Here is a 24,593-nt window from a genome sequence, read left to right on the forward strand (position 1 = left end):
CGGCGAAGATGGCCGGCGCGCGGCTCTTCGGCCGCGACTTCGGGGACCAGCGGAACGCCGCCGAACTGATGGCTGCGCTTGGCGGTCTCAAGGGTCCGATGATGAAGCTTGCCCAGCTTCTGTCGACCGTGCCGGATCTGCTGCCGCCGGAATATGCCGCCGAACTCCAGAAGCTCCAGTCCTCGGCGCCACCGATGGGGCCGGCCTTCGTCAAGCGGCGGATGCGGGCGGAACTGGGGCCTGACTGGCGCGGGCGATTTGCGTCTTTCGACGACGCTCCTGCCGCCGCCGCCTCGCTCGGCCAGGTCCACCGCGCCGTCGGCCTCGACGGTCGCGATCTTGCCTGCAAGCTGCAATACCCGGACATGCAGTCGGCGGTGGAGGCGGATCTCGGCCAGCTCGGCGTGATCTTCGCGCTGCAGCGGCGCTTCAATCCCGAGATCGACACCACCGAGATCGCCAAGGAGCTGTCGGAGCGGCTGCGCGAGGAGCTCGACTATCGTCGCGAGGCGCGCAACGCCGCCCTCTACGGCGTGGCGCTCGAGAAGGAGGCCTTGATCCGGGTGCCGGACACCGTTTCCGATCTCTCGACCGGTCGCCTGCTGACGATGACGTGGCTCGAGGGATCGCCGCTCCTGTCCTTTCTCGAACACAGCCTCGACGACCGCAACCGGATCGCCGAGGCGATGTTCCGCGCCTGGTGGCATCCCTTCGCGACGCACGGGATCATCCACGGCGATCCGCATCTCGGCAATTACAGCGTCTTCCAGGAGGACGGCCGCCCCGGCGGAATCAACCTTCTGGACTATGGCTGCATCCGCGTCTTCACCCCGCGCTTCGTCAGCGGCGTCGTGGAGCTTTATCACGGCTTCCTCGACGACGACCGCGACCGGGTCGTCGAGGCCTATCGGCGCTGGGGCTTTGCCAGGCTCAGCGACGAGCAGATCGACATCCTCAATATCTGGGCCCGCTTCATCTACGCGCCGCTGATCGACGACAGGGTGCGGACCATCGCCGACGGCATCGACCCGCAGGCCTACGGCCGCCGCGAAGCCTGGAAGGTCAAGCAGGGGCTGAAGGCCGGCCCGCCGATCACCGTGCCGCGGGAATTCGTGCTGATGGATCGCGCCGCGATCGGGCTCGGTTCGGTGATGCTCCATCTCAGGGCGGAGCTCAATTTCCACCGTCTTTTCGCCGAAGCGATCGGCGATTTCGACGAAGACAAGCTCGCCCGGCGCCAGGCGAGGGCGATCGAATCCGCCGGGTTGCCGGCCTCTTCCTGAGGGGAGCGTCGGGGCGGCGAATACCGGACGCCGTCCGCGTGTTAGATTCTGTGCTGTCGCATTGGAGGAGACCAGTCGATGCGCCTGATCTTTCCAGGACTCGCCCCGATCTACGCCGTCCTGTCCGAGCCGGCCTATGCGTTGACCCGGTTGGTGGCCGGTGCCTTCCTGGTTCCCCACGGCCTGTGGAAGCTCTTCGGCATCACCGGCAGCCAGGAAGAGATGATCGCCTTCTTTCACGCGATCGGCCTGGAGCCGGCGGTGCCGTTGATGATCGCCGTCGGGCTCGTCGAGGTCCTCGGCGGGGCTTGCATCGCGGTCGGCTTCCTGACCCGGCCGGCGGCGCTTGCCGCGGCGGTCACCACCGGGACGGCCGCGCTCACCGTCCACCTGCCGCTGGGCTTCTACGTCGAGCCGGGCGGCGTCGAATTCTCCGGGCTGTGGGCGATCGTCCTGCTCATGTTCGCGGTCAAGGGCGGCGGGCGCATATCCGTCGATGCGCTGGTCGGGCGCGAATTCTAGCGCGCCGCTTCCAGTCTGCTAGTCCCGCCCGGAAAAGGGGCCGACGACGCGACGGCTGTGCTCGATCTGGAAGACATTGGAATTGAGCGCGGCGATCCACTGTTTGCCTTCGGTGGTCAGCTCCAGATAGTGCAGGGCCGGCCCGATATACGGCTGGACGTGGCTCCAGAAGAATTCGGGATATTTGTCGATGAGGTCGGCGGGATTGTCGTAGCCGAGCCGCTTCGCGTCGCCGGTCTCGACGAATTCCAGGTACAGCGCGTTGATCTTGCGGTGGTAGAACGGGTCGGCCATCTGGCCGATCAGGTCGGCGGCGCGGACCAGGGAGCCTTCGGTCTCGGTCGCCGTGTGGATGGCGTCCTCGGGGACGGGAAATCGCGTCATCTCGATCGCGGCCGCTATGCGCTCGGCGTCTATGTAGGGGGAGGGGCCGAACCGCTCCAGGGCGTAGATCTTGCCGCGCTCGACATGCCACGGCGTGAGGAAGGCGTCGGAGGCGCCGCGCGGGGGGCAAACCGTCTTGCCCTTGTCGTTGATGACGATGCAGTCGGCGGTGTCACCCTGGCAGATGCCGCGGACATAGCCGATGTCGTGTATCAGGCAGGCGCAGGTGTAGTGGAGCCAGTCCTCCGGCGCCAGCGCCTGTGCGAGCAGTCGGCCACGGAAAATCTCCTGGCCGACCTGGGTCACCATGATGGTGTGCTCGACGTTGTGGTAGAGCGCGTCGGAATTGCCGATCCTCTGCAGCACGAGCCGCGCCGCGCCGCCCATATAGGTCGCGTATTCCGGGTTCCGGTAGGCGAAATATTGCAGGTATTGGCGCGACAGGTAGTCGCCGAAGCTTTCGGCCAGGATCGAAATAGGGTTCAGCATGCCGAGTTCCCCTGCCACGTCGCTCCGCTCGTGCGGGCCGGTCCTATTCTATTAGCTGCTGTTGATGACGGGTGCATGTTTTGCGATCAGGTCGAGCCTCGCTTACGACTGGCTGCGACCCGATACACGATTGTCGCCCGCCAAGGTTTTGCTATAAAAGCCAGCCTCCCGGGACGCTCTGAAGGAGATCGCCATATGGCTCAGCATGTCACTGCCGAACTGGAAACCGCAACCGGCACCGAATATGCCGACCATCTCCGGACCTATGAAGGGTTCATCCACCTCGCCAAATACGGGACGATCGCCGTCGTCATCATCCTGATATTGATGGCATTTTTCTTGCTGTGATCGGGCGCAGCCATTCTTGTCGCCAATGGCGGACCATCGAAGCCCCGCCCTCCACCATCCGGGCGCGGCCGGAATGAAATGTGCCGCCAGCTCGCCTAGACGGATCGGGAAACGCTTATGAAGATCGTCGTCCCCACGGAAACCGACAAGCATGAGCCGCGGGTCGCCGCGACCCCCGAGACCGTGAAGAAATTCGTTGCGCTGGGCGCGGAGGTCGCGGTCCAGAGTGGCGCCGGGGCAGGGTCCCGCATCCCCGACGAGGACTATGAGGCGGCCGGCGCGACGATCGCGAAGACCGCGCCGCCAATGCTGAAATCCGCGGACATCGTCCTCAAGGTTCGCAGGCCCGGCGCCGGCGAGATCAAGAATTTCCAGTCGGGCGCTATCCTCGTCGGCGCGCTCGACCCCATCGGCCATGACGATGTCGTCCAGGCGCTGGCCGAGGCGGGCGTCGGTGCGTTCGCCATGGAATTCCTGCCGCGAATCACCCGCGCCCAGGGCATGGACGTCCTGTCGAGCCAGGCCAACCTCGCAGGCTACCAGGCGATCATCGATGCCGCCGAGAATTTCGGCCGTGCCTTTCCGATGATGATGACGGCGGCGGGCACGGTGCCGGCGGCGCGGGTCTTCGTCATGGGCGCCGGGGTCGCCGGCCTTCAGGCGATCGCCACCGCGCGCCGCCTCGGAGCGGTGGTCACCGCGACCGACGTCCGGCCGGCGGCGAAGGAGCAGGTCGAGTCGCTCGGCGCCAAGTTCGTCGCGGTCGAGGACGAGGAATTCAAGCAGGCCGAGACGGCCGGCGGCTACGCCAAAGAGATGTCGAAGGAGTACCAGGCGAAGCAGGCCGAGCTGGTGGCCGAGCATCTCAAGAAGCAGGACGTCGTGGTGACCACGGCTCTGATTCCCGGCCGTCCGGCGCCGAAGCTGGTGTCGAAGGACATGGTCGCCTCGATGAAGCCGGGTTCGGTCCTTGTCGATCTCGCGGTCGAGCGTGGCGGCAATGTCGAGGGGGCGAAGCCCGGCGAGATAGCCGAGGTCGGGGAAGTCAGGATCGTCGGTTATCTGAACAGCCCGGGGCGGATTCCGGCGAGCGCCTCAGCGCTCTATGCGCGTAATCTCTATGCATTCGTCGAGACGATGATCGACAAGGAGAGCAAGGCCCTTGCGATCGACTGGGACGACGAGCTGATCAAGGCGACGAACCTCACCCGCGACGGTGCTGTCGTCCACCCGGCCTTTGCCGACAAGGGAGCCGAATGATGGCATCGATGACGCCGGAAGACGCCGCGGCCGCGGCCCAGGCGGCCGCCGACACGGCCAAGTCCGCCGCGCAGACGGCGGGCGAAGCGGCGACCGCCGCCCAGGGATTCGCCGACCAGGCGGCCGACGCCATAGGCGGGGCCGTCCATGCGGCGACCGGCGGCGCGATCGATCCCTTCGTCTTCCGGCTGGCGATCTTCGTGCTGGCGATCTTCGTCGGCTACTACGTCGTCTGGTCGGTGACGCCGGCGCTGCATACGCCGCTGATGTCGGTCACCAACGCCATCTCGTCGGTGATCGTGGTCGGCGCCCTGCTGGCGGTCGGCGTCAGCGTCGCCGACGCGGTTTCGGGCGGAAGCACGCTGTCCAAGGTATTCGGCTTCCTTGCCCTGATCCTCGCCTCGGTCAACATCTTCGGAGGCTTTCTCGTCACCCAGCGCATGCTGGCCATGTACAAGAAGAAAGAGAAGGCCTGATCCGATGTTGCGCGACATGCTGCCCGCGATCTTCCAGCTCGCAACGGGTCTCGGCTTCCTCATCTTCCTCGGGACGGCGATCCTGGCCCCTGCCGCCAAGACCACGACCTGGGGACGACTGCTGCTTGTCGCCTTGCTGCTGGTGCCGCTCGGCTTCCTCTTCATGTCGCAGGGCGTCGGGCAGTCGACCTTGGGGCGCGCGGCGCCGATGCTCGTCGCCGGCGGCGTGGCATTCCTCATCGCGGCGGTGTTGACCGCGGCCGGCGTGCTGGTGCTGGCCCGTAGACCCGAAACCGGGAACCGGACGGCATGAACGCGAATCTCACCGCACTGCTCTATCTGATCGCCGGCGTCTTCTTCATCCTGGCGCTTCGCGGGCTGTCGAGCCCGGAAAGCTCGCGCCGGGGCAATGCCTTCGGCATCGCCGGCATGGCGATTGCCATCGTCACCACGCTGTTCGTCGCGGCGCCGGGATGGGGCTCGTTCTTCCTGATCCTCCTCGGCATCGCAATCGGCGGTGCGATCGGCGCGGTGATCGCGCGCCGCATCCCGATGACCGCCATGCCGCAGCTGGTTGCTGCCTTCCATTCGCTGGTCGGCCTCGCCGCGGTGCTGGTTGCCGCGGCCGCGCTTTACGACCCCTACGCCTTCGGCATCGGATCTCCCGGTGCGATCCACGGGTCGAGCCTGATCGAGATGTCGATCGGTGTGGCGATCGGCGCGCTGACCTTCACCGGTTCGGTGATCGCCTTCCTGAAGCTCGACGGGCGGATGTCGGGAGCGCCGATTCTCCTGCCGATGCGGCATGTGGTGAATGCCGGCCTCGGCGTCCTGCTGGTCGTGCTGATCATCATCTTCGCCAGCAGCGAGAGCCACTTCGCCTTCTGGCTGGTCACCATCGCGGCGCTTGCCCTCGGCGTGCTGATCATCATCCCGATCGGCGGCGCCGACATGCCGGTGGTGATCTCGATGCTGAATTCCTATTCCGGCTGGGCGGCGGCGGGCATCGGCTTCACGCTGGGCAACACGGCGCTGATCATCACCGGCGCGCTGGTCGGCTCCTCGGGCGCGATCCTTTCCTACATCATGTGCAAGGGGATGAACCGCTCCTTCATCTCCGTCATCCTCGGCGGCTTCGGCGGAGAGGCGGCCGCGGCTTCCGACGACGGTGTCGTTCGCACCGTCAAGCAGGGCTCGGCCGACGATGCGGCCTTCATCCTCAAGAATGCGTCGAAGGTGATCATCGTGCCGGGCTACGGCATGGCGGTCGCCCAGGCGCAGCATTCGCTTCGCGAGATGGCCGACGAGCTGAAGGAGGCCGGTGTCGAGGTCAAATACGCGATCCATCCCGTCGCCGGCCGCATGCCGGGCCACATGAACGTGCTGCTTGCCGAGGCGAATGTCCCCTATGACGAGGTCTTCGAGCTCGAGGACATCAACTCCGAATTCGCCCAGGCCGACGTCGTCTACGTGATCGGCGCCAACGACGTGACCAACCCGGCGGCCGAGGACGATCCCTCGTCGCCGATCTACGGCATGCCGGTGCTCCAGGTGTGGAAGGCCGGGACGGTGATGTTCGTCAAGCGGTCGCTGGCCTCCGGCTATGCCGGTATCGACAATCCACTCTTCTATCGCGACAACACCATGATGCTGCTCGGCGACGCCAAGAAGATGACCGAGGGCATCGTCAAGGCGCTGGCCTAGCGGCGGATATTCAACCCAAGGATTTCCGGCACCGTCCTTCGCCGTGATCGACTTCGGGCGGGAAAGCCTTGCCTTGTCGCGCCGGCCGTTCCATCTTCCTTTTCCGCTGGCATGGTTGCATGAGGCGAGAATGAGCCCGTCCGACATCTTCGAGTGGCAACCGATGAAAACCGCCCCGCGGGACGGGTCGCGGATTCTCGTCACTGTCCGGGCGAGCGAGCAGGGACCGGCGGAAGTCGATGTCGTCAAGTGGACACGGCTGCACGGCGCCGTCGAGCCTGGATGGACCGCGACCGACTCTGACGCGGAGGCGCCGGTGATGTACGGCCAGGGTGAGCTTGCCTCGTGGATGCCGCTCCCGACAGCCCTTGCCGGTCGCGCAGCGCGGCCGGTCAGGACTGATTTGCCGCCACCGGATCCGGGCGAGGTCGACGGTTCGGCGATCTGAACGAGACTATCCCTTCGGGTCGATGAACCGCTTCTTGACCCGGGCAGCGAAGGCGCCGGGGTTCCTTGCGGCGTCGGTTTCCCGTGCCATCTGCCTGAGCTCGTCCCGCGTCGCCTCGAGCTTCGGCTTCGCCTTCCGCCAGGATTCGGCGGCGCGCGGCTTGACCTCTTTTTCGAAAACGTCGGCTGCCCTTTCGCGGATGCGCGGGTCGTTTGCCAGACGCGTCGCGGTCGAGATGAACCAGCGGCTGATAATCGCCATGACGGGCAAGTCACCTATTCTCTGGTCGGTTCGCGACTCTCGCACGCCCGTGGTGGCCGCCTCAACCGCGGGGGGGGGGGCAGCAGGCGCTAGATGTCCTTCTCGGGTACCTCGACGATCAACGCGCGCTCGCGCAGGAAGGGATCGATCTCCACGGCCTCACGCAGGATCGCCTGGGCCTGACGGATGCGCCCCTGTTGCGTCAGGATCAGCGCCATCCCGGCCATGGCGCCGAAGTGGCGGGGCTCGCGCTGCAATGTCTCCTCGACGTCGGCGAGCGATCCGGTGAAGTCGCCTTGCATGAATCGGATAGTCGCGCGCTGGTTCCAGGCTTCGGCCCAGTCAGGAGCGGTCACCACCAGTTCGTCGAGGATCTCGACCGCACCGGCGAGGTCGTAGTTGCCGCGCCGTTCCATCGCCTGAGCCATGAGGCTGGCCGCGGTCGGGTCGGGGGCGCGGAACCAGTATCGCCAGATCTCGTCCTCGACCTGCCGGGCCTCGGCTTCGGTGCCGGCCCGGGCGAGGTAGCCGAACAGGCGCCCGCCCTCTTCCCGATAGGCGGCCTCGTCGCCCCTCAGTGGCAGATCGTCTTCCGCCGCTTTCACGGCTCGGAGACCGACGGCGAAGGCCGCCATCAGGGCGAAGGCCGCCATCACGGCGAGGTATTGGCGTGGCAGGGTCTGCGAGGCCATTTTCGGATGCTCCGGCCGGATCGCTTCTCCGGTCGATCTATGTCCGGATCGCCCGGCGTCAAGCGTCTAGAGCGAGCGGACCAGTTCCGGCAGGCCGCCGAGGTCGACGAGCTGGCGGTAGCGCGTGTCGGCTTCCGGCGGCTCTGCATTCTCCAGCACCCAGGTCAGGTCGTGCGGGACATAGACGCCCCAGCTTCCCGCCTCGATCGCCGGCAGGATGTCGGAGCGCAGGGAATTGCCGACCATCATCGCCCGTCCGGCGCCATCGCCGTATTGCGTGAAGATCCGGGTGTAGGTCTCCGCCGTCTTGGCGCTGACGATCTCCACCGCATCGAAGAGCTCGCCGAGTCCGGACTGGGCGAGCTTGCGCTCCTGGTCGAAGAGATCGCCCTTGGTGATCAGGATGATGCGATAGTCGCCGGCGAGGGCTTCCAGGGTCTCCCGCGCATGCGGCAGGGTCTCCACCGGGTGGCACAGCATGTCGCGGCCCGCCGACAGGATCGCGCCGATCACCGAAGCCGGCACGTTGCCGTCGGTTACCTCGATCGCGGTTTCAATCATCGACAGCGTGAACCCCTTGATGCCGAAGCCATAGGCGGCGAGGTTGCGCTTCTCCGCCTCGAGCAGCCGCGCCGACAGGTCGGTGTCGCCGGCATGACCGCCAAGGAGGTCGCGGAACCGTTCCTCGGTCATCCGGTAGAAGGTCTCGTTCTCCCAGAGCGTATCGTCGGCATCGAAGCCTATGGCCGTGAGGCTGTTCGGATGTGTCGGCATTGGAATCCTGGTCCCGCGCGGGCGCCGCGACATGGCGGCGTCACGGGAGTCTGTTTATCAAAGCGGCGGATCGTTTGTCGCGGGTGACCCGCCTGGACCATTTCGCATAATATCCCCCGCGTGCGGCGACATCCGAGTCGCCGAAAGGGGGTGGGCGCGGCCCATCCCGATCTCGAGGACACGAAAGGGGCTGAGATGACATACCCACGATTTCTCACGATTGCGGCCACCGCGGCCGCCGTTTTCGTCGGTGGCGAAGCGGCCCTCGCTTTCGTGGCATTCTCCAACGCCGACCTGAACCTCCGCAGCGGCCCTTCGACCCACTACCCGATCGTCGCGACCACCAACCACAAGGATCGCCTCGACGTCAGCGGCTGCCTGGAGGACGTATCCTGGTGCGTCGTCAGTTGGGGCGGAGTCGAAGGCTGGGCCTCGGCGGAGTATATTGACGTCGATGAAACCGACGGCGTGAAGACCCTGCCGCTCGCCAAGAACGACATGGGTATTCCGGTCGTTACCTACACGGCGGTCGACGCGGTCCAGCCGACCTTCGTCGGCACGGTCACGCCGGTCAGCGCCTATGTCGAGGCGATCAGCCCGCCCGCGGCGGTCACGGCTTTCGTCAGCGCGCAGACGATCGAAACCGTCCATGTCCAGGGCGAGGTCGTGGTTGGCGCGGTGCTGCCCGAGACCGTACCGCTCTTCGCGATCCCGCAGTCGAAATACACCTTCTCGCGGGTCAACGGGCAGAACGTGGTGGTTGACACCAGCAGCCGCCAGGTCGTCTACGTCCATCGCAGCATCTAGCCCCCGCGCGCGTCCGCGGCACGGCCACCCGCGCCGGCCCCGGACGTCCGTCGGACGCTCAGGTGGTGCGCGGATTGCCGCTCGGCGAGGTCCGCTTCATGCCCGCCTTGGCGGGAGCGTAGTTGGGATTGAGATTTGCCGCCTTGGCAAAGGCGGCAAAGGCGCGCTCCCGGTCGCCGAGCTTCTCCAGTGCCAGCCCCTGGTTGGTCCAGGCGGCGTAGGATTCACGATCCAGGGTGACCGCCTCGTTGAAGTCTTCCAGGGCCGCGCGGTAGTCGCCCATTGCCAGATAGGAGAGGCCACGGGCGTCGAACGGCTCGGCGTTCTTGGGCGACATGGCGATCGCCTTGGAGAAATCCTCGACCGCCTGCTTGTGGTTGCCGGACGCCTGATAGAGCAGGGCACGGTTGTGGTAGGCGCGCGGATCCGGCGTATCGAGGGCAATCGCCCGGTTGAGATCGGCGAGCGCGAGGTCGACCTGGTTCCGCTGGCGGTACAGGTTGCCGCGGCCGATATAGGCGACCGCGTAGGCGGGATTGATCTGGAGGGCGCGGTTATAGTCGGCCAGGGCCTTGTCATCCTGGCCGAGCCGGCGCTCGACCAGCGCACGGTTGGCGTAGGCCTGGTAGAAATTGGGGTTGAGCTTGATCGCCGTGTCGAAATCGGCGACCGCCTCGCGCAGCTTGCCGGCCTTGCCGTAAGCGGTGCCGCGGACATTGTAGCCGTTGGCATCCTGCGGGTTCTGTGAAATGACGGTTGACAGGGAGCTGATGTTGACGGCCGAGCCGGTCGCGGGATCGATGTCGGCGCTGGTGAAGGCAGTCGGGCTGGTCTGACAGCCGGCAGCGACCGTCAGGCCCGCGATCAGCAGGGCCGTCGGCACACGTGCAGTCTGATGAATCAATTGCGCGAGCATCCCCGCCGCCGCTCCTCGAGGCTGCTGCTTCCGGACTCTGGTCGGAAGGCGCCCGCCGATTCTGCTTCCACTACGGTATAGCGGAACGTCCAAAGCCGGCGATTTGAGGGCGCTTGCCCGCCGGCCGGCGTCGATCCCGGCAGACAAATGGCCGGATGGTGCCCGTCCAGCGACGACCGAACGGGCGCCGTGCTTTATCAGAACACTTGCGAGACTGTCAAAACGCGGTGTGGTCAAGGGCCGCTTCGCGGACTGATGCGATTGACGTGGCCCATCTTGCGTCCGGGGCGGCTTTCCGCCTTGCCGTAGAGGTGGAGCCGCGCTCCGGACTCGCCGACGATCTCCTGCCACCGCGACGCGTCGTCGCCGATCAGGTTGGTCATGACCGCGTCGCTGTGGCGGGCGGTGTCGCCCAGCGGCCAGCCGGCGATGGCGCGAATATGCTGCTCGAACTGCGAGCAGAGGCATCCATCCGTCGTCCAGTGGCCGGAATTGTGGACGCGCGGGGCGATCTCGTTGACCAGCAGCCGATCGGCGCCGCGTTCCATGACGAAGAGCTCGACCGCGAGGACGCCGACATGGCCAAGCGCCGCGGCAATACGCTCGCCTATATCCATCGCCTGTTTCGTCAGGTCAGGTGCCAGGTTGGCCGGGACGGTCGAGGTGGCGAGAATGCCGTCCTTGTGGACGTTTTCGACGACGTCATAGGCACGCGTCGTCCCGTCGCGGGCGCGGGCCAATACGACGGAGACCTCTCGGGCGAAGGGCACGTGAGCCTCGAGGATGGCGGGCGCCTGGCCGATAGCCCGCCAGGCGCCGACCGGGTCGTCGCCAGCGCGGATCGCCGCCTGCCCCTTGCCGTCATAGCCGAAGCGACGGGTCTTGAGGACGGCCGGACGCCCCGTCCTGGCAAGTGCGGAGTAGATATCCGCCTGTTCCGCGACGGGCGCGAAGGGCGGCACCGGGATGCCGATGTCGACGATGAGCTGCTTTTCGCTGAGCCTGTCCTGGGTCGGTTCGAGCGATGCCGGCCCCGGCAGGACCGTCACCCGCTCGGCCAGGAAGCGGAGCGTCTCCGTCGGGATATTCTCGAATTCGAAGGTGACGATATCCACCGATTCGGCAAATGCCGCGAGCGCGGCCTGGTCGTCATAGGGCGCGATCGTCCGGCTCGCCGCCACGGCGAAGGCCGGGCTCTTCTGATCGGGGCAATATATGTGACAGGAGAGGCCGAGCTCGGCGGCGGCGAGCGCCAGCATGCGTCCGAGCTGACCGCCGCCGAGGATGCCGACGATCATGCCTGGCTTGACAGGCGGCTCGTCATTCATCGTCGATCGGCCGCTCGTCGACCGCGGCCGACTGAGCCATGCGCCAGCCATCGAGCCGGCTGGCGATGTCGTCGTCGGTCAGGGCAAGGACGGCCGTTGCCAGCAGTGCGGCGTTGATCGCTCCCGAACGGCCGATCGCCAGCGTGCCGACCGGCACGCCGGCCGGCATCTGGACGATCGACAGCAGGCTGTCCTGGCCGCCAAGCGCCTTGGATTCCACCGGGACGCCGAAGACGGGAAGGGGCGTCAGTGACGCGCACATGCCGGGAAGATGCGCCGCGCCGCCGGCCCCGGCGATGATCACCTTGTAGCCGGCCCGCCGGGCGCCCTTGCAGAAGGTGATCATCCGGTCCGGCGTCCGATGCGCCGAGATGATGCGGTCGTCATGGGCGATATCGAGGGAATCAAGCGTGTCCGCGGCATGACGCAGCGTGTTCCAGTCCGATTGGCTGCCCATGATGATGGCAACGGGCGGCGTCGGCTCGAGCATGAAATTCCGTGTCCGTTCGAGAAGGTTGACCGGGAGCTATGGATTATAAGGACCGGCCGATGCTCCGCAAGAAATTGCGCTGGGCGGTCCCGGCGATTGTTGCATCGATCAGGCAATGATGTCCGGCAACAGCTGGTCCTCCAGCGCCGCGATCCGGTCCTTCAGGGCGAGTTTCCGCTTCTTCAGCCTCTGGACGCGGATGGTGTCGGGCGACGCCGCCCCGACCATGCTGTCGATGGCGGTGTCAAGATCGCGATGTTCCTGGCGCAATTCCGCCAGCTGGTTACGGATTTGCTGCTCTTCCTCGGACGTTATGCGCCGACTACCCGACGGCATCTTCTTGTTTTCCCGTGCTGTCAGGCGACTTTCGTTGGTCGCCGATCCTTCCACCGAGAATAGCACGAAGCGGGGCAAACCCAACGGTCGTGGCGGCGGCATCTTGAAACTCCGGAATCCGTCCTCAAATCAGAACTGTGAACGACAGTGGAAAAGCGTGTTTTTGCAGCGCAACAACCGCTTCGACATGTTCGACAGCTTTTCGGGCTTATGCCAGACTGTCGTCGTGACTCGGTCAACAGGAGGCCTTGCCGATGCCCATGAATTCGCATCTTGTCGAGCTTGAACGCCGTCATCAGGCGCTCGAAAAGAAAATCGAAGACGCGATAACCCATCCGGGCACCGACGATCTCGAGATCGCCGATCTGAAGAAACGGAAATTGCTGCTGAAGGACGAAATCAATCGCTTGAAGGGCGAAGAGGCGCTGCACTAGGGCGCCGTCCGCGGATCCTCTTTCGGGAAGGACGGAAACGCCGTCTCCCGGCGTTCCCGTCAGGTTACCCATAAACAGCCGGGCGTCATCGCTCGTCCGGGGCAGGCTATGCCATCCTGGCAGCAGCCCCGTTGGCGTAGCGGGCTTTTTCCGTCATCGTCCGTGGACGACTGGCCATTGAGTCGGTCCTGGCGCAGGATGACGGGGACCCCATGGGCTTGGATCTGCAGAACCTCATCAACGAATTCGTGATGATGTATGTGCTGATCGATCCGATCGGCACATTGCCGATCTTTCTCATGGTCACCGCGCATATGAAGCCGGAGCATCGCTCGATGATGGCGGTGCGGGCGACCCTGATCGCCGGTTGCGTCCTTTCCGGCTTCCTGATCGGCGGGAAGCTGCTCCTCCAGCTTCTCGGCATACCGCTGCCGAGCTTCCAGATCGCCGGAGGTATTGTCCTTTTCCTGTTCGCGTTGACGATGATCTTCGGGCCACCGAAGGCGGAGCAGGAGAAGGAGGATGTGGCGACCCTCGAACGGGCGCGCAGCATCGCGGTCTTTCCGCTCGCGATTCCGGCGATCGCAAGCCCCGGCGCCATGCTCGGGGCGGTGCTCCTCAACGATTCCGACACCTTCTCGCTGACCGAAACGGTCGTCGACCTGGGGATCACCTGGCTGCTGCTCGGGATCACCCTGGCGCTGCTCTTCTCGGCCAAGCCCATCCTCCAGACGATCGGCGATTCCGGCGTCAGCGTGCTCAGCCGGATCATGGGGCTGATCCTCGCGGCGGTGGCGGTCGACAGCGTCCTGGTGGCCATCGCCCAGTTCTTCAAGATTTCGGGGATTGGCCAGCAGGGCCTGATGTAGGGGCTCAGAGCGTCCCGTAGATGCTCTGGCCGATCAGGAAGACGCCGACGATGAAGACGATGGCGTAGATCGCCTGATAATAGATCTTCGGATCAGTCCGTCTGACCAGCCAGACGCCGAAGAGGGTCGCCGGGATCGAGATCGGCAGCAGGACGGCGGAAGCCAGGAGGTTCTGCCCGTCGAACTGGCCAAGGAAGAAATACGGGATCAGCTTGATCGCATTGACTATGGCGAAGAATACCACGGCGGTACCGGCGAATATCCGCGGCGGCAGTTTCAGCGGCACGGCATAGACCTGATACGGCGGTCCGCCGGCGTGGCTGACGAAGCTGACGAAGCCGGTCACCACTCCCCAGAAGGCACCCTTGGCGGCGTTCGGCTTGGTCGCCTCGGTCCTGGTCCTGTGCCGGAACCAGTAATCGAGGGCGAAGACGACCGCGACGAGGCCGACGATCAGGCGAATCTGGGATTCGCTCACCCATGCCGCGGTCAGCCAGCCAATGCCGATACCGAGAAGTGCTCCCGGCAGCATGGCGGACAGCACGCCCTTGTCCCACTCGCGCCAATAGGAATAGACCGCCACCAGGTCGCTCAATATCAGGATCGGCAGCGTGATCCCGGCCGCCTGGACCGGAGATATCGCGATCGACAGGATGGGGACCGTCAGAATCCCGACGACGCCGAATCCGCCCTTGGCGAGGCCAAGGATGAGCATTGCCGGCACGGCGGCAGCATAAAACCAGGGGTCGGATATCATCGGATGTGGTGTCGGGGAGACGGACGGGCGGGTTGTGGCGTAATGATACTCCGAGCCACACCCGCGGGACAACCGCGCTACAATCGCGGGCCTGAAGCGCCACATCGGGAGAGCTTTCAATGTTGCTCGAAAACAAGGTCGCGATCGTCACCGGCGGCGCCCGCGGGATCGGATATGCGATCGTCCGGCGCTTCCTCGAAGAAGGCGCCCGGGTCGTCATCGCCGACATCGACCACGTCGCCGGACCCCGCGCGGCGGCGGAATTGTCGACCTTCGGGCCGGTGAACTACTTCGAATGCGATGTCGGCGAACGCCTCGATGTCCGCAACATGCTCGCCGCGACGATCGAGGCCTTCGGCGATGTCGATGTGTTGGTCAACAATGCCGGAATCCTGGTCCAGGCGGATCTGCTCGATCTCGAGGAGGCCGATTTCGACCGCGTGCTGCGGGTCAATCTGAAGGGCGCCTTCCTCTGTTCGCAGGCCGCGGCGCGGCATATGGTCGAACGGATCGAGGCAGGCGGTACCGCGGGCGCCATCGTCAACCTCTCGTCGGTCAACGCGATCTTCGCGATCCCCAACCAGGTTCCCTATTCGGTGTCGAAGGGCGGGCTGAACCAGCTCACCAGGGTCATGGCCCTTTCGCTGGCGCCGCACGGCATCCGGGTCAACGCAATCGGTCCGGGCTCGATTGCGACCGAGATGCTCGATTCGGTCATGGCCGACGCGGAGCAGCGCAACAGGATCCTGTCGCGGACGCCACTGGGACGGATCGGGGATCCGCAGGAGATCGCGGCGATTGCCGCCTTCCTCGCTTCGGACGAGGCAAGCTACATCACCGGCCAGACGATCTATGCCGACGGCGGCCGCCTGCCGCTGAACTACACCGTTCCGGTCGAGGAGTAGCCGTGCGCCGAGCGCGGCCTGTGTCCTGCGCCGAGCTCGTCACGGTCCACGGACCGCGACGGGCTCCTGACAGAATGCTGTCAGGAGGGGTATGAGAGCCTTGCATGGTCCAATCCTGAGGAGAGAGTGCCATGACCAAGCAATCACCACCCAATGTCGCCGTCTGGTTTGAAATCCCGGTCACCGACATGGAGCGCGCCAAGGCCTTCTACAACACGGTCCTGCAGACCGAATTGCGTGACGACAATACCGGCCCGAACCCGATGGCGATCTTCCCGGCGGCGGAGAATTCCGGCGTCGCCGGCCATCTCTATCCGGGCAAGCCGTCGTCCGCCGACAGCGGCAACACCATCCATCTCGCCGCGCCCGATCCGCTCGAGGATGCACTCGTGCGCGTGCGCGAGAATGGCGGCGCGGTGCTCAGCGAGGTGATCACCATTCCGGCCGGACGCTTCGCCTATTGCCGCGATCCGGACGGTAACAGCGTCGGCCTCTTCGGCCGCTGAGCGCCGATGCGTCGCGCCGACCGGCTCTTCGAAATCATCCAGCAACTGCGCGGCAGCCGGTTGGTCACGGCCAACCGGCTGGCCGAGCAGCTCGAGGTGTCGGTTCGCACGGTCTATCGGGACATCCGGGACCTGCAGGCTTCCGGGGTGCCGATCGACGGTGCGGCCGGCGTCGGCTACATCATGCGGCCGGGATATCACCTGCCGCCCCTGATGTTCCTGCCGTCGGAGATCGAGTCGCTGATTGTCGGCGCGCGCATGGTCGAGGCCTGGGCCGGCCGGTCGCTGGCTGCCGCGGCAACCGAGGCACTGGTCAAGATCGGCGCCGTGGTGCCGGCCGAGCGGATGCGCGCGGCCGAGCGCGTGCCGATCTTCGCGACCGGGCGCCAGGTCCAGGAGGAGGAGCGGCGCAATCTCGACGAATTCGCCAAGGCGATCGACGAGCGGCTCAAGGTGGCGTTCGCCTATCGTGACGCGGACGGCGGCGATACCGAGAGGACCGTCTGGCCGCTCGCCCTCCATTTCTGGGGACGTGTCTGGACCCTCGCCGCCTGGTGCGAGCTGAGGGATGACTTCCGGACCTTCAGGGTCGACCGGGCGGAGAGGCTTGCCCTCTCCGAGGACCGGTACCCGCGGGTCGAGGGGCGGATGCTGGAGGACTATCTCGCCCGTGTCACCTGCGCTCCCTGACCCTCAGTCCTGATCCTCTTCGGGCTCGGGTCCCTTCATCGATTTCAGCTTGGCGAAGACCGCATCCGCCTCGGCCTCGGCCTCGCGCTCGACATCGGGGGCCGACGCCGCGGCGGCGGTCGCCAGCGATGCCGGCGTCGCCGTTTCGCTCGCCGAAAGCAGCGTGGCGCCGCCTTCGCTCTCGGCAACCTTCGGCGCGTTCTTGGCAGCCTTCTCGACCTCGAAATCGAGGTCGATCTGCGAGCAGAGGCCGAGCGTCACCGGGTCCATCGGGGTGAGGTTGTTGGTGTTCCAGTGGGTGCGGTTGCGGATCGCCTCGATCGTCGGCTTGGTCGTGCCGACGAGCCGCATGATCTGAGCATCCTTCAGTTCGTCGTGGTTGCGAAGGAGCCAGAGGATCGCGTTCGGCCGGTCCTGGCGACGCGACACCGGCGTGTAGCGGGGGCCCCTCCGCTTGGCCAGCGGCACGCGCACCTTGCTCTCCGCCATCTTCATCCGATAGGCGGGATCGGCCTGGGCCTTCTCGATCTCCTCGCGGGTAAGCTGCCCGGTCAGGATCGGATCGACGCCCTTGATAGTGGTCGCCGATTCGCCGTCGGCGATGGCGCCGACCTCGAGCGGATGAAGCCTGCAGAAGTCCGCGATCTGGTCGAACGACAGCGACGTGTTATCGACCAGCCAAACGGCGGTCGCCTTCGGCATGAGTGGCGTATTCATAAACCTCTCCCGGCTGCTTCGCCGCGAATCAGGCGACAAAGCGTTTGTCCACATTCGGGGTGATGGGGATAGCCGCTTATATAGGGCGCGATTGTGACCGACGCAATCCGCCTCGGGTTTTCGCGTGGATATGTCGACCGGGCTCCCCGCCAGGCCCGTTAGCCGTCGCCCACGGTCAGGACGATCCGGCCGACATGGTCGCCGGCGTCCATCCGGGCGTGGGCATCGGCGGCGCGGGCAAGCGGATAGGTCGAGCCGATAATCGGCGCGATCCGGCGCGCCTCGAAGAGCGGCCAGACCCTCTCGTGCAACGTCTCGGCGATCCGCGCCTTGAAGGCAACCGACCGGGGCCGCGGGGTCGAACCGGTGTGCCGGAGCCGCTTCATCATCAGCCGCCGCACATCCACCTCCGCCCTGGCGCGCTGCATGATGTCTGGCCGGTTGACGCCCGCCGCATGGACCCTGATCAGGATTTCGTTGTCGCCCGGACGCGGCAGCGGCCGTTGTTCGGGGACCAGCATTTCGGGTTCCGCCCGGTGCCCGGATCGCAATCGCGGTCATCGTGTCGGGAAGCACGGCCATGATCGGATGCTCGTCGGTTTGGCTTCCGCCTGTCGATTGGCCCGATCTACCGGTTGCCCGCCGCGATGACAATCGGGCCGCGGTGGATTAGCTTCTCCCGCCGGAGGGGGAGCCGCCCATGACCATGTCCGAGGATGATGCGCCACAGAAGAAGCCCGCCAGGCACCAGGTCGGCGAGGACCTGTCGGCGCTGTCGGTCGACGAGCTGAACGAGCGCATCGCGCTTCTCAGGAGCGAGATCGCCCGGATCGAGGAGGCAATCGGCGCCAAGCGCGCCAGCGCCGATGTCGCGGCGTCCTTTTTCAAGAAATGACGCCTGGGCCCTTCCCGCAATGGGACATGAGCGCATCGGCGCCTTGCCTCGACGGGTGAGATTCCGTTAACCCGTTAACCTGATCTTAAGCTTTACGGGCGTTTACTGAAATTCGTCCAGTCATCTGGATTCGAGTGGCTCCTGTCCACTCTGTTTGACGCCTCCCTGTTTAAACTCTTCAGAGCCGCTTTTGAGCGGCTCTTTTTTTGCCTTGTCACGCCGTGCCCAACGTGGGACGACGGCACGGGGCTTGCGACATGAGCCGGTATGTGTCCCGATCGGGGACGGTCCGGACCTGTTGCGACTAGATTCCAGATGGCCGACAAGCAGACTGACATCAACCAGCCAATCGTTTTCGCCCAGCGGCTTGCGGGTTCGGACGTCTTCCGCGCGCTGTTCAAGGAAGGGATGGCGCTGGTCGAGGAGACCGCCAACTATCTCGACGGAGACGGCCGGGCGGAATCGCGGGCCCTGTCGCGGTCGGGGTCGCTCAGCTATGCGACGGAATCGATGCGCCTGACGACGCGGCTGATGCAGCTTGCCTCCTGGCTTCTCCTGCAACGCGCGGTGAATGACGGGGAGATGTCCGCGGAGCAGGCGAGCCTCGAAAAGGCCAAGGTGAAGCTCGGCGGCATGGCGACGGCGACCGAGGGACCGGGATGGGATGAACTTCCGGAACGGTTGAAGGAGCTGGTCGTCCGCTCGATCACCCTGCGGGAACGGATCCGGACGATCGAGCAAGCCTCCCGCTCGGGCATCCAGACGGAATCGACCGATAATCCCGTGGCGCGGCAGCTCGACCGGATCGCGCGCGCCTTTGGTTCCGAGTAAGGCCGTCCGGCAAGCGCGGCCAACAAAAAAGGACCCGGTTCGCGGGTCCTTTTCTTTTCGGTCTCGAAGCCGTGTCGGGATCAGTTCCCCATCAGCCCCTTGTACCGGTTCTTGAAGCGCGACACGCGGCCACCGCGATCGACCAGGTGCTGACCGCCGCCGGTCCAGGCCGGATGGGTCTTCGGATCGATGTCGAGCGTCAGGGTATCTCCCGCCGAACCGAAGGTCGAGCGGGTGGTGTATTCGGTCCCGTCGGTCATCACGACCTTGATCTCGTGATATTCGGGATGGATGTCTTTCTTCATGGCAAAAGGCCCTTGAATCCGGGGTCGGCGCGGAAGCCGCGCGCGGAGTTGGCGACGATATAGCGGAGCCGGCGCCGCGCGTCTAGCGTTCGGTCAATTTGAGCTCGATCCGGCGGTTCTTGGCGTAGGCTTCCTCGGTATCGCCTTCCTCGATCGGCTGGTATTCGCCGAAGCCGGCGGCGACCAGCCGCTCCGGCGGAATACCCTGGTCGATCAGATGCCGGACCACCGAGATCGCGCGGGCCGCCGACAGGTCCCAGTTCGACTGGAATCGGCCGCCGCTGCTGGTGATCGGCCGCTTGTCGGTATGGCCGTCGATGCGCAGGACCCAGGGGATGTCCTCGGGGATCTCCTGGTTCAGCTCGACGATCGCCGCGGCCAGCTTGTCGAGTTCGGCCAGGCCTTCCGAGCCGATGTCGTCGGAGCCGGTCTGGAAGAACACCTCGGACTGGAAGACGAAGCGGTCGCCGACGATCCGGATGTCGGGGCGGTCGCCCAGGATTTCCCGCAGCCGTCCGAAGAAGTCGGACCGGTAGCGCGACAGCTCCTGGACACGCTGGGCCAGCGCCACGTTCAGCCTGCGGCCGAGGTCGGCGATCTTGGTCTGGCTCTCCCGATCGCGGTCTTCCGACGCGTCGAGCGCCGTCTCCAGGGCCGCGATCTGGCGGCGCAATGCCGAGATCTGCTGGTTGAGAAGCTCGACCTGGGCCAGCGCGCGCTGGCTTACCTGCTGCTCGGATTCGAGCTGGTCGGTCAGCTGCTGGACGCGGCCGCCGGCGTTGGCGGCCGCGTCCGACTGGCTGTCGAGCAGGCCGCGGAGCCGGTCGCGTTCGGTTTCCGCCGCGGCAAGGCTTGCCTGCAGGGTCGAGAGATTGTCGTTGACCTCGCTGTTGCCGGCCCGCTCCAGTGCCAGCAATTCGGTCAGCTCGGCGATCTGGGCATTCAGCCGCGCCAGCACCTCGTCACGGCTCGACACCTCGCGCGTCAGCAGAAACTGCGTGAGGGCGAAAATCGACAGGAGAAATACGAAGACCAGAAGCAAATTCGTCAGAACGTCGACGAAGCTCGGCCAGTATTCCGTGCGGCCCCCCACACGTCTCGACCTGGCTGCGGCCATTACTCACCTGCTGCAGGGGTTTGTAGGGCTCGTGAAATCGTCTCCAGCAACTGCTGCATGTCACGCTGCTGTTCGGATTGGGTCTCGACCCAACTGCGGATCACCTGCTGCTCGGTGCGCATATGCTGGACGAGGCCCTGGATGCCTTCGGCGAGGTTCGCCATGGCGGTGGTCGCCCGCTGGGTCGAGCCGCCGTCCTGCTGCTGCATGCCGCCTTCCTGGATGATCCGCGACAGGCGCTCGATGGCGAGACGGAAATCCTCGGCATTCGACCCGCCACGGCCGTCGAGCAGCTCGGGATCGAGATCGGTGACCGTCGACAGCCAGTCTTCGAGGTCGTTGTAGAACATGTTCTGGGCCTGGCCCGCCTGGAGATCGAGGAAGCCGAGGACCAGCGAGCCGGCGAGGCCGAAAAGCGAGGACGAGAACGCGGTCCCCATGCCGCCCAGCGGTTCGGTCAACCCCGCCTTCAGATCCTCGAAGATGACGCCGGTATTGCCCGAGGAGACATCGAGATTCTGGATGGTGTTGGCGACGGCGGCGACGGTCTGCAGCAGGCCCCAGAAGGTCCCGAGGAGGCCGAGGAAGATCAGCAGGCTGACGAGATAGCGCGACATGTCGCGATCCTCGTCGAGGCGCATCAGGATCGAATCGAGGATCGAGCGCATGGTCTGGGTCGAGATCGCCATCCGGCCGATGCGATCGCCGAGCAGCGTCGCCATCGGCGCCAGCAGCACCGGCGGACGTTCGACCTCGATGCCGGGCTCGGCGACCCGGAAGGTGTTGACCCAGCGTATCTCGGGAAAGAGTCGCAGGACCTGGCGGAAGCTCAGCAGGATGCCGATGATCAGCACCGCGACGATGACGCCGTTCAGTCCCGGATTGGCGAGAAATGCGAGGTAGACCTGACGATAGAGGATAAGCGCGATAAAGCCGGCGATGATCAGGAAGATGATCATCCGCCAGAGGTAAATCTGTGGGGTGGCGAGCTTGTACGGGTCGTACTCGCGCGCGCGGCCTCCTCCAAACAGACGCAAGTTTCCAAGCCCTTTCTCGGTCAGCACGAGTCTTAGCGTGATTTGGCAACAGAGAGAAACGGCAAAATCGCGGCGGTTGCCGAGAAACCCGGAAGAAAGTGCCTGTCAGGGATTATTTCGCGGGCGAGAAGCAGCCGACGCGGTCAGCCGGCCTTGCCGAGGAGGTCGACGAGACCGCGGTGGACCGTCTCGTTTCCGGCAACGATCGACCCGCTTTCGAGCATCGTGTCGCCGCCGTTGGTGTCAGTGACGATGACGCCGGCCTCGCGGGCGATGATGATGCCGGCGGCGATGTCCCAGGCGGATAATCCCCGCTGCCAGTAGCCGTCTAAGCGGCCCGACGCGGTCCAGGCGAGGTCCATGGATGCCGAGCCGTTACACCGGATCCCGGCGATCCGGCTCATCATCGGCGGCAATTCCCTGACGAAGAGGTCCTGGCCGGGGCGGTTAAGCTGCGGCATGGCGGTGGCGACCACGCAATCCGCCAGGTGGCTGCGGCCGGCGGCCCGCATCCGCCTGTCGTTGAAGAAGGCGCCGTTGCCCCGCTCGGCGACGTAGAGCTCGTTCAGGATCGGGTTGTAGATCACCCCCGCCACCATGGTGCCTTCCCGCTCGAGGCCGACCGAGATGGCGAAGATCGGAATGCCGTGCAGGAAGTTCATGGTCCCGTCGAGCGGATCGATGATCCAGCGATGGGCGTTGTCCGAACCCTCGGTCACGCCCGATTCCTCGGCGAGGAAGGAGTAGCTCGGCCGGGCTTTCCCGAGTTCGGCGATCAGCGTCTCTTCCGAGCGCCGGTCGGCGGCGGAGACGAAGTCGCCGGGGCCCTTCAGCGAGACCTGGAGATTCTCGACTTCGCCGAAGTCGCGGGCGAGGCCGCGGCCGGCCTTGAGCACGGCGTTGACCATGACATTGAGCAGCGCCGTGCGGGCCATGAGGGTCTCCCGCCGCGGGAATGCGGCGAGCGCCTGTCGACCATATTTTCAGCGTGGTTTCAAGCCGGAGGCGTCAGTTGGCCGGCCATCGCTGCGCGGCGGCGACGGCGGCCTGCCTCTGCTCGCCGGTAAGGCCGCTGACGAAGGAGTCGAGCCAGTCGTCCTGCTTGCCGGCCTCGACCGCAAGGAAATGCCATTTCGCCGCCTCGACCGGGGCGGCCGGCTGGCCGGCGCCGACCGCGAGGATGCGCGCCAGCCTGTTCTGGGCGATCGGATCGCCGGCATTGGCGGCGCGTTCGAACCACCGCGCGGCGGCGGCCTCGTCCTTGGCGATCCCCTTGCCGTTGAACAGGCGAACCGCATATTCGACCTGGGCCGGCACCACGCCCAGTCGCGCCGCGGAGGCGAGCCAGTCCACGGCGAGTGCCTCGCTGGCCTCGACGCCGAGCCCCTGGCTATAGAGCTGGGCGAGGGTGTATTGCGCGTCGCCGTCGCCGGCCTCCGCCGCGCGTTGCAGGAATTGCGCCGCGAGCTCCGGATCGACCGGCCGTACCGCTCCCTCGAGATAGATGAGGGCGAGGTTGTACATCGCGGCGACCTGGCCCCGTTGCGCCGCCAGCTCGAAATAGTCGGCCGCCTTGTGGCGGTCGATCTTGGTGCCGCGGCCCTGCAGATACATCATTCCAAGGGCGAACTGCGCCTCGCGATCACCGGCCTTGGCCGCGAGCTGGTACCAGCCGAGGGCCTCGACGAAATCCTGCGGCACCCCATAGCCGCCCTCGTAGATCAGGCCGATCAAGGTCTGGGCCGCGACATCGCCGGCCTCCGCCCGCTTGATCGCCAGATCGAAGGCGGTGAGGTAGAGCCCGCGCTGGAAGGCGCCATAGGCGAGGTCGGGTCCTCCCGGCTTCAGCGGCGGTGGCGCGAGCGTCGCGAGATCAACATTGGTGTCCGGCATCTGCTCGGCCACCGGCTGGGCGAGCGGAACGGGCTCGGCGGCGAGATTGGCGGGATCCGGCAGCGGTTCGGAATCGGCGAAGCTGCCGGTGGGCAGGGCAGGGAGGTCCTCGACGCTGGGAAGCGCCGGCAGGTCGGTGGCGGTCGTCGCGATGGCTTCCCCGCCGCCACCCGGCCTCGGGGGAGGCAGAGGTACCGTCGCGGCGGGCGGCGCGCCGCCGGCAATCACCGGCGCGGCGGGCGCTACCGGCGCCGGGGCCTCGACGACGGGCGGTCCGCCCGCCCCGGGTGGCGTCAGCACGATGGGCTCCTGCGCCAGGGCGGCGCCTGAACCGGCGGCCACCGCGAGGAGAAACAGGGAGCCGCGCATCATGCGGCCTCCCGCGCGGCGGCGTCGAGTATCCGGTTGGCTTCGCCGACCGCCTGGGCGGGGCCGGACGGGTGGTCCCAGATCGCGTCGCGGAGGGCGACGAATTCGACGTCCGTCGCCGCCGCCTCGGCGACCGAGTGGAGGGTGTTGCCGCCCATGACCATCGCCGGGACGACGAACATCGAAGACCACCAGGCCGCGAGGTCGAGCGCCTTCGGGAAGATATCGGGGCGGTTGTCGCCGTCGAGGCGGCCGAAGAACAGATAGTCAGGGTCGAATTCGCCGATCAGCATCGCGTCGTGGCGCGTGCGGATGGTCCCCGCACCGACGATCTTGTCGGGTCTGAAGGCCTCGATCGCCGTCTTGAGGTCGGCAGGGCCGGAGTCGACATGCACACCGTCGGCGCGGCTGCGCCCCGCGATCCGCGTGTCGTTGAGGACCAGCGCGGCGACATTGTGGGCCTGGGCGACCGGAACCAGCGCCTCGGCCGTCAGCTGGAGATCCTGGGGACCGCCGGTGATGATCAGCGACGCCACATCACCAGCGCCGAGCGCCGCGTCAAGCAGCGGCCGGAATGCGGCGCCGTCAATATCCGCCGGTGTCACCAGACACAGGCGACACCGGATTTCGTCCGTGTTAGGCATCACGGAATCTGCGGTTCCCTACTCGACCGCAGCCTTACATGCCAGGGCAATGCGGCCAAAATCGACCGCATCGATGTCGATCCTGGCCCATCATATAGCCAAAATC

General features: G+C 65.9%; 33 protein-coding genes. 16 read left to right on the forward strand and 17 right to left on the reverse strand.

What is annotated here, in order from left to right:
* Together KDJ86_RS09975 and KDJ86_RS09980 are read left to right on the forward strand one after the other, a co-directional pair.
* The coding region (locus tag KDJ86_RS09975) for an ABC1 kinase family protein (protein WP_291745153.1) at positions 1-1,283 on the forward strand (1,283 nt) is incomplete at its 5' end.
* A 78-nt stretch (positions 1,284-1,361) separates the two neighbouring features.
* Complete coding sequence (locus KDJ86_RS09980; RefSeq protein WP_291745155.1) at positions 1,362-1,805, forward strand: DoxX family protein; 444 nt, start codon at positions 1,362-1,364, stop codon at positions 1,803-1,805.
* 18 nt (positions 1,806-1,823) lie between these two features.
* Here the strand turns inward: KDJ86_RS09980 and KDJ86_RS09985 are convergent, their stop codons facing one another.
* Positions 1,824-2,678, reverse strand: coding sequence for an HD domain-containing protein (locus tag KDJ86_RS09985; protein WP_291745156.1), 855 nt, complete (start codon positions 2,676-2,678; stop codon positions 1,824-1,826).
* A gap of 195 nt (positions 2,679-2,873) precedes the next feature.
* Between KDJ86_RS09985 and KDJ86_RS09990 the strand changes: the two genes are divergently transcribed.
* The 6 genes from KDJ86_RS09990 (at position 2,874) to KDJ86_RS10015 (ending at position 6,914) form a co-directional block, all read left to right on the forward strand.
* On the forward strand, positions 2,874-3,026 hold the full coding sequence (locus KDJ86_RS09990) for an aa3-type cytochrome c oxidase subunit IV (protein WP_291745158.1): 153 nt from the start codon (positions 2,874-2,876) through the stop codon (positions 3,024-3,026).
* Between the two features lie 117 nt (positions 3,027-3,143).
* Entirely contained in the window at positions 3,144-4,286 is a 1,143-nt protein-coding gene (locus KDJ86_RS09995) for a Re/Si-specific NAD(P)(+) transhydrogenase subunit alpha (RefSeq protein ID WP_291745160.1), read from the forward strand.
* Positions 4,286-4,762 (forward strand): NAD(P) transhydrogenase subunit alpha part 2, encoded by a 477-nt coding sequence (locus tag KDJ86_RS10000; RefSeq protein WP_291745162.1) that lies wholly within the window; start codon positions 4,286-4,288, stop codon positions 4,760-4,762. Before KDJ86_RS09995 ends, KDJ86_RS10000 begins: the two co-directional genes overlap by 1 nt.
* Before the next feature lie 4 nt (positions 4,763-4,766).
* The gene (locus KDJ86_RS10005) at positions 4,767-5,075 is read left to right on the forward strand and encodes a hypothetical protein (protein ID WP_291745163.1); all 309 of its coding nucleotides are present in this window, start codon (positions 4,767-4,769) and stop codon (positions 5,073-5,075) included.
* Entirely contained in the window at positions 5,072-6,466 is a 1,395-nt protein-coding gene (locus KDJ86_RS10010; RefSeq protein ID WP_291745164.1) for an NAD(P)(+) transhydrogenase (Re/Si-specific) subunit beta, read from the forward strand. The genes KDJ86_RS10005 and KDJ86_RS10010 overlap by 4 nt, the downstream gene beginning before the upstream one ends.
* A 130-nt stretch (positions 6,467-6,596) precedes the next feature.
* Positions 6,597-6,914: a hypothetical protein gene (locus tag KDJ86_RS10015; RefSeq protein WP_291745165.1), complete on the forward strand. Its 318-nt coding sequence runs from the start codon at positions 6,597-6,599 to the stop codon at positions 6,912-6,914.
* A 6-nt stretch (positions 6,915-6,920) separates the two neighbouring features.
* On the opposite strand, the gene KDJ86_RS10020 is transcribed toward KDJ86_RS10015, so the two are convergent.
* The 3 genes from KDJ86_RS10020 to KDJ86_RS10030 form a co-directional block, all read right to left on the reverse strand.
* The gene (locus KDJ86_RS10020; protein ID WP_291745167.1) at positions 6,921-7,175 is read right to left on the reverse strand and encodes a hypothetical protein; all 255 of its coding nucleotides are present in this window, start codon (positions 7,173-7,175) and stop codon (positions 6,921-6,923) included.
* A gap of 89 nt (positions 7,176-7,264) precedes the next feature.
* Positions 7,265-7,867: a tetratricopeptide repeat protein gene (locus KDJ86_RS10025; RefSeq protein ID WP_291745169.1), complete on the reverse strand. Its 603-nt coding sequence runs from the start codon at positions 7,865-7,867 to the stop codon at positions 7,265-7,267.
* 66 nt (positions 7,868-7,933) lie between these two features.
* A complete protein-coding gene (locus tag KDJ86_RS10030) occupies positions 7,934-8,641 on the reverse strand; it encodes an HAD family hydrolase (protein WP_291745171.1) in 708 nt (235 codons plus the stop codon).
* A gap of 195 nt (positions 8,642-8,836) precedes the next feature.
* Here KDJ86_RS10030 and KDJ86_RS10035 point away from each other — a divergent pair, with 195 nt between their 5' ends.
* Positions 8,837-9,448, forward strand: coding sequence for a DUF1236 domain-containing protein (locus KDJ86_RS10035; RefSeq protein WP_291745172.1), 612 nt, complete (start codon positions 8,837-8,839; stop codon positions 9,446-9,448).
* 58 nt (positions 9,449-9,506) lie between these two features.
* On the opposite strand, the gene KDJ86_RS10040 is transcribed toward KDJ86_RS10035, so the two are convergent.
* From KDJ86_RS10040 to KDJ86_RS10055, 4 genes are all read right to left on the reverse strand, one after another.
* A complete protein-coding gene (locus tag KDJ86_RS10040) occupies positions 9,507-10,364 on the reverse strand; it encodes a tetratricopeptide repeat protein (RefSeq protein ID WP_291745173.1) in 858 nt (285 codons plus the stop codon).
* Between the two features lie 233 nt (positions 10,365-10,597).
* Entirely contained in the window at positions 10,598-11,692 is a 1,095-nt protein-coding gene (locus KDJ86_RS10045; protein WP_291745176.1) for a 5-(carboxyamino)imidazole ribonucleotide synthase, read from the reverse strand.
* On the reverse strand, positions 11,685-12,182 hold the full coding sequence (gene purE, locus KDJ86_RS10050; protein ID WP_291745178.1) for a 5-(carboxyamino)imidazole ribonucleotide mutase: 498 nt from the start codon (positions 12,180-12,182) through the stop codon (positions 11,685-11,687). The genes KDJ86_RS10045 and purE overlap by 8 nt, the downstream gene beginning before the upstream one ends.
* A gap of 108 nt (positions 12,183-12,290) precedes the next feature.
* Positions 12,291-12,497 (reverse strand): YdcH family protein, encoded by a 207-nt coding sequence (locus KDJ86_RS10055; RefSeq protein WP_291745265.1) that lies wholly within the window; start codon positions 12,495-12,497, stop codon positions 12,291-12,293.
* A 275-nt stretch (positions 12,498-12,772) separates the two neighbouring features.
* On the opposite strand from KDJ86_RS10055, the gene KDJ86_RS10060 reads away from it, so the two are divergent.
* Both KDJ86_RS10060 and KDJ86_RS10065 read left to right on the forward strand, forming a co-directional pair.
* Complete coding sequence (locus KDJ86_RS10060) at positions 12,773-12,952, forward strand: YdcH family protein (protein ID WP_291745267.1); 180 nt, start codon at positions 12,773-12,775, stop codon at positions 12,950-12,952.
* 212 nt (positions 12,953-13,164) lie between these two features.
* Positions 13,165-13,821: a MarC family protein gene (locus tag KDJ86_RS10065; RefSeq protein WP_291745180.1), complete on the forward strand. Its 657-nt coding sequence runs from the start codon at positions 13,165-13,167 to the stop codon at positions 13,819-13,821.
* Positions 13,822-13,825: 4 nt separating this feature from the next.
* Here the strand turns inward: KDJ86_RS10065 and KDJ86_RS10070 are convergent, their stop codons facing one another.
* Positions 13,826-14,536: a sulfite exporter TauE/SafE family protein gene (locus KDJ86_RS10070; protein ID WP_291745182.1), complete on the reverse strand. Its 711-nt coding sequence runs from the start codon at positions 14,534-14,536 to the stop codon at positions 13,826-13,828.
* A 161-nt stretch (positions 14,537-14,697) separates the two neighbouring features.
* Here KDJ86_RS10070 and KDJ86_RS10075 point away from each other — a divergent pair, with 161 nt between their 5' ends.
* The 3 genes from KDJ86_RS10075 (at position 14,698) to KDJ86_RS10085 (ending at position 16,679) form a co-directional block, all read left to right on the forward strand.
* The gene (locus KDJ86_RS10075; RefSeq protein ID WP_291745184.1) at positions 14,698-15,483 is read left to right on the forward strand and encodes an SDR family NAD(P)-dependent oxidoreductase; all 786 of its coding nucleotides are present in this window, start codon (positions 14,698-14,700) and stop codon (positions 15,481-15,483) included.
* 131 nt (positions 15,484-15,614) lie between these two features.
* Complete coding sequence (locus tag KDJ86_RS10080; protein ID WP_291745186.1) at positions 15,615-15,989, forward strand: VOC family protein; 375 nt, start codon at positions 15,615-15,617, stop codon at positions 15,987-15,989.
* Between the two features lie 6 nt (positions 15,990-15,995).
* Complete coding sequence (locus tag KDJ86_RS10085) at positions 15,996-16,679, forward strand: helix-turn-helix transcriptional regulator (RefSeq protein ID WP_291745188.1); 684 nt, start codon at positions 15,996-15,998, stop codon at positions 16,677-16,679.
* 3 nt (positions 16,680-16,682) lie between these two features.
* Here the strand turns inward: KDJ86_RS10085 and KDJ86_RS10090 are convergent, their stop codons facing one another.
* Positions 16,683-17,396: a DUF1013 domain-containing protein gene (locus tag KDJ86_RS10090; protein ID WP_291745190.1), complete on the reverse strand. Its 714-nt coding sequence runs from the start codon at positions 17,394-17,396 to the stop codon at positions 16,683-16,685.
* A gap of 158 nt (positions 17,397-17,554) precedes the next feature.
* Positions 17,555-17,917, reverse strand: a complete 363-nt coding sequence (locus tag KDJ86_RS10095; protein WP_291745191.1) for a zinc-binding dehydrogenase — start codon at positions 17,915-17,917, stop codon at positions 17,555-17,557.
* Between the two features lie 179 nt (positions 17,918-18,096).
* Between KDJ86_RS10095 and KDJ86_RS10100 the strand changes: the two genes are divergently transcribed.
* Together KDJ86_RS10100 and rcdA are read left to right on the forward strand one after the other, a co-directional pair.
* Entirely contained in the window at positions 18,097-18,291 is a 195-nt protein-coding gene (locus KDJ86_RS10100; protein WP_291745193.1) for a DUF1192 domain-containing protein, read from the forward strand.
* A 315-nt stretch (positions 18,292-18,606) separates the two neighbouring features.
* Positions 18,607-19,122, forward strand: a complete 516-nt coding sequence (rcdA, locus tag KDJ86_RS10105) for a protease adaptor protein RcdA (protein ID WP_291745195.1) — start codon at positions 18,607-18,609, stop codon at positions 19,120-19,122.
* An 80-nt stretch (positions 19,123-19,202) separates the two neighbouring features.
* Here the strand turns inward: rcdA and rpmE are convergent, their stop codons facing one another.
* The 6 genes from rpmE to KDJ86_RS10135 all read right to left on the reverse strand — a co-directional run bounded on the left by rpmE (position 19,203) and on the right by KDJ86_RS10135 (position 24,487).
* Positions 19,203-19,427, reverse strand: coding sequence for a 50S ribosomal protein L31 (rpmE, locus tag KDJ86_RS10110; protein ID WP_291745197.1), 225 nt, complete (start codon positions 19,425-19,427; stop codon positions 19,203-19,205).
* 82 nt (positions 19,428-19,509) lie between these two features.
* Entirely contained in the window at positions 19,510-20,544 is a 1,035-nt protein-coding gene (locus tag KDJ86_RS10115) for a peptidoglycan -binding protein (protein WP_291745199.1), read from the reverse strand.
* Complete coding sequence (locus KDJ86_RS10120) at positions 20,544-21,503, reverse strand: flagellar motor protein MotA (protein WP_291745269.1); 960 nt, start codon at positions 21,501-21,503, stop codon at positions 20,544-20,546. Before KDJ86_RS10120 ends, KDJ86_RS10115 begins: the two co-directional genes overlap by 1 nt.
* A gap of 221 nt (positions 21,504-21,724) precedes the next feature.
* Positions 21,725-22,516 (reverse strand): inositol monophosphatase family protein, encoded by a 792-nt coding sequence (locus KDJ86_RS10125; RefSeq protein ID WP_291745201.1) that lies wholly within the window; start codon positions 22,514-22,516, stop codon positions 21,725-21,727.
* A 73-nt stretch (positions 22,517-22,589) separates the two neighbouring features.
* Complete coding sequence (locus tag KDJ86_RS10130) at positions 22,590-23,843, reverse strand: tetratricopeptide repeat protein (RefSeq protein ID WP_291745202.1); 1,254 nt, start codon at positions 23,841-23,843, stop codon at positions 22,590-22,592.
* The gene (locus tag KDJ86_RS10135) at positions 23,843-24,487 is read right to left on the reverse strand and encodes a thiamine phosphate synthase (protein ID WP_291745204.1); all 645 of its coding nucleotides are present in this window, start codon (positions 24,485-24,487) and stop codon (positions 23,843-23,845) included. The genes KDJ86_RS10130 and KDJ86_RS10135 overlap by 1 nt, the downstream gene beginning before the upstream one ends.
* Between the last annotated feature and the right edge of the window lie 106 nt (positions 24,488-24,593).

The sequence above is a fragment of the Bauldia sp. genome, assembly GCF_020442045.1.
Classification (GTDB): Bacteria; Pseudomonadota; Alphaproteobacteria; order Rhizobiales; family Kaistiaceae; genus Bauldia.

Bases quoted from the DNA above. Each gene is read 5' to 3' on its own strand.
- KDJ86_RS09980 (WP_291745155.1), top strand. From the start codon at position 1,362: ATGCGCCTGATCTTTCCAGGACTCGCCCCGATCTACGCCGTCCTGTCC.
- KDJ86_RS09985 (WP_291745156.1), bottom strand. From the start codon at position 2,678: ATGCTGAACCCTATTTCGATCCTGGCCGAAAGCTTCGGCGACTACCTG.
- KDJ86_RS09990 (WP_291745158.1), top strand. From the start codon at position 2,874: ATGGCTCAGCATGTCACTGCCGAACTGGAAACCGCAACCGGCACCGAA.
- KDJ86_RS09995 (WP_291745160.1), top strand. From the start codon at position 3,144: ATGAAGATCGTCGTCCCCACGGAAACCGACAAGCATGAGCCGCGGGTC.
- KDJ86_RS10000 (WP_291745162.1), top strand. From the start codon at position 4,286: ATGGCATCGATGACGCCGGAAGACGCCGCGGCCGCGGCCCAGGCGGCC.
- KDJ86_RS10005 (WP_291745163.1), top strand. From the start codon at position 4,767: ATGTTGCGCGACATGCTGCCCGCGATCTTCCAGCTCGCAACGGGTCTC.
- KDJ86_RS10010 (WP_291745164.1), top strand. From the start codon at position 5,072: ATGAACGCGAATCTCACCGCACTGCTCTATCTGATCGCCGGCGTCTTC.
- KDJ86_RS10015 (WP_291745165.1), top strand. From the start codon at position 6,597: ATGAGCCCGTCCGACATCTTCGAGTGGCAACCGATGAAAACCGCCCCG.
- KDJ86_RS10020 (WP_291745167.1), bottom strand. From the start codon at position 7,175: ATGGCGATTATCAGCCGCTGGTTCATCTCGACCGCGACGCGTCTGGCA.
- KDJ86_RS10025 (WP_291745169.1), bottom strand. From the start codon at position 7,867: ATGGCCTCGCAGACCCTGCCACGCCAATACCTCGCCGTGATGGCGGCC.
- KDJ86_RS10030 (WP_291745171.1), bottom strand. From the start codon at position 8,641: ATGCCGACACATCCGAACAGCCTCACGGCCATAGGCTTCGATGCCGAC.
- KDJ86_RS10035 (WP_291745172.1), top strand. From the start codon at position 8,837: ATGACATACCCACGATTTCTCACGATTGCGGCCACCGCGGCCGCCGTT.
- KDJ86_RS10040 (WP_291745173.1), bottom strand. From the start codon at position 10,364: ATGCTCGCGCAATTGATTCATCAGACTGCACGTGTGCCGACGGCCCTG.
- KDJ86_RS10045 (WP_291745176.1), bottom strand. From the start codon at position 11,692: ATGAATGACGAGCCGCCTGTCAAGCCAGGCATGATCGTCGGCATCCTC.
- purE (WP_291745178.1), bottom strand. From the start codon at position 12,182: ATGCTCGAGCCGACGCCGCCCGTTGCCATCATCATGGGCAGCCAATCG.
- KDJ86_RS10060 (WP_291745267.1), top strand. From the start codon at position 12,773: ATGCCCATGAATTCGCATCTTGTCGAGCTTGAACGCCGTCATCAGGCG.
- KDJ86_RS10065 (WP_291745180.1), top strand. From the start codon at position 13,165: ATGGGCTTGGATCTGCAGAACCTCATCAACGAATTCGTGATGATGTAT.
- KDJ86_RS10070 (WP_291745182.1), bottom strand. From the start codon at position 14,536: ATGCTCATCCTTGGCCTCGCCAAGGGCGGATTCGGCGTCGTCGGGATT.
- KDJ86_RS10075 (WP_291745184.1), top strand. From the start codon at position 14,698: ATGTTGCTCGAAAACAAGGTCGCGATCGTCACCGGCGGCGCCCGCGGG.
- KDJ86_RS10080 (WP_291745186.1), top strand. From the start codon at position 15,615: ATGACCAAGCAATCACCACCCAATGTCGCCGTCTGGTTTGAAATCCCG.
- KDJ86_RS10085 (WP_291745188.1), top strand. From the start codon at position 15,996: ATGCGTCGCGCCGACCGGCTCTTCGAAATCATCCAGCAACTGCGCGGC.
- KDJ86_RS10090 (WP_291745190.1), bottom strand. From the start codon at position 17,396: ATGAATACGCCACTCATGCCGAAGGCGACCGCCGTTTGGCTGGTCGAT.
- KDJ86_RS10095 (WP_291745191.1), bottom strand. From the start codon at position 17,917: ATGCTGGTCCCCGAACAACGGCCGCTGCCGCGTCCGGGCGACAACGAA.
- KDJ86_RS10100 (WP_291745193.1), top strand. From the start codon at position 18,097: ATGACCATGTCCGAGGATGATGCGCCACAGAAGAAGCCCGCCAGGCAC.
- rcdA (WP_291745195.1), top strand. From the start codon at position 18,607: ATGGCCGACAAGCAGACTGACATCAACCAGCCAATCGTTTTCGCCCAG.
- rpmE (WP_291745197.1), bottom strand. From the start codon at position 19,427: ATGAAGAAAGACATCCATCCCGAATATCACGAGATCAAGGTCGTGATG.
- KDJ86_RS10115 (WP_291745199.1), bottom strand. From the start codon at position 20,544: ATGGCCGCAGCCAGGTCGAGACGTGTGGGGGGCCGCACGGAATACTGG.
- KDJ86_RS10120 (WP_291745269.1), bottom strand. From the start codon at position 21,503: ATGATCATCTTCCTGATCATCGCCGGCTTTATCGCGCTTATCCTCTAT.
- KDJ86_RS10125 (WP_291745201.1), bottom strand. From the start codon at position 22,516: ATGGCCCGCACGGCGCTGCTCAATGTCATGGTCAACGCCGTGCTCAAG.
- KDJ86_RS10130 (WP_291745202.1), bottom strand. From the start codon at position 23,843: ATGCGCGGCTCCCTGTTTCTCCTCGCGGTGGCCGCCGGTTCAGGCGCC.
- KDJ86_RS10135 (WP_291745204.1), bottom strand. From the start codon at position 24,487: ATGCCTAACACGGACGAAATCCGGTGTCGCCTGTGTCTGGTGACACCG.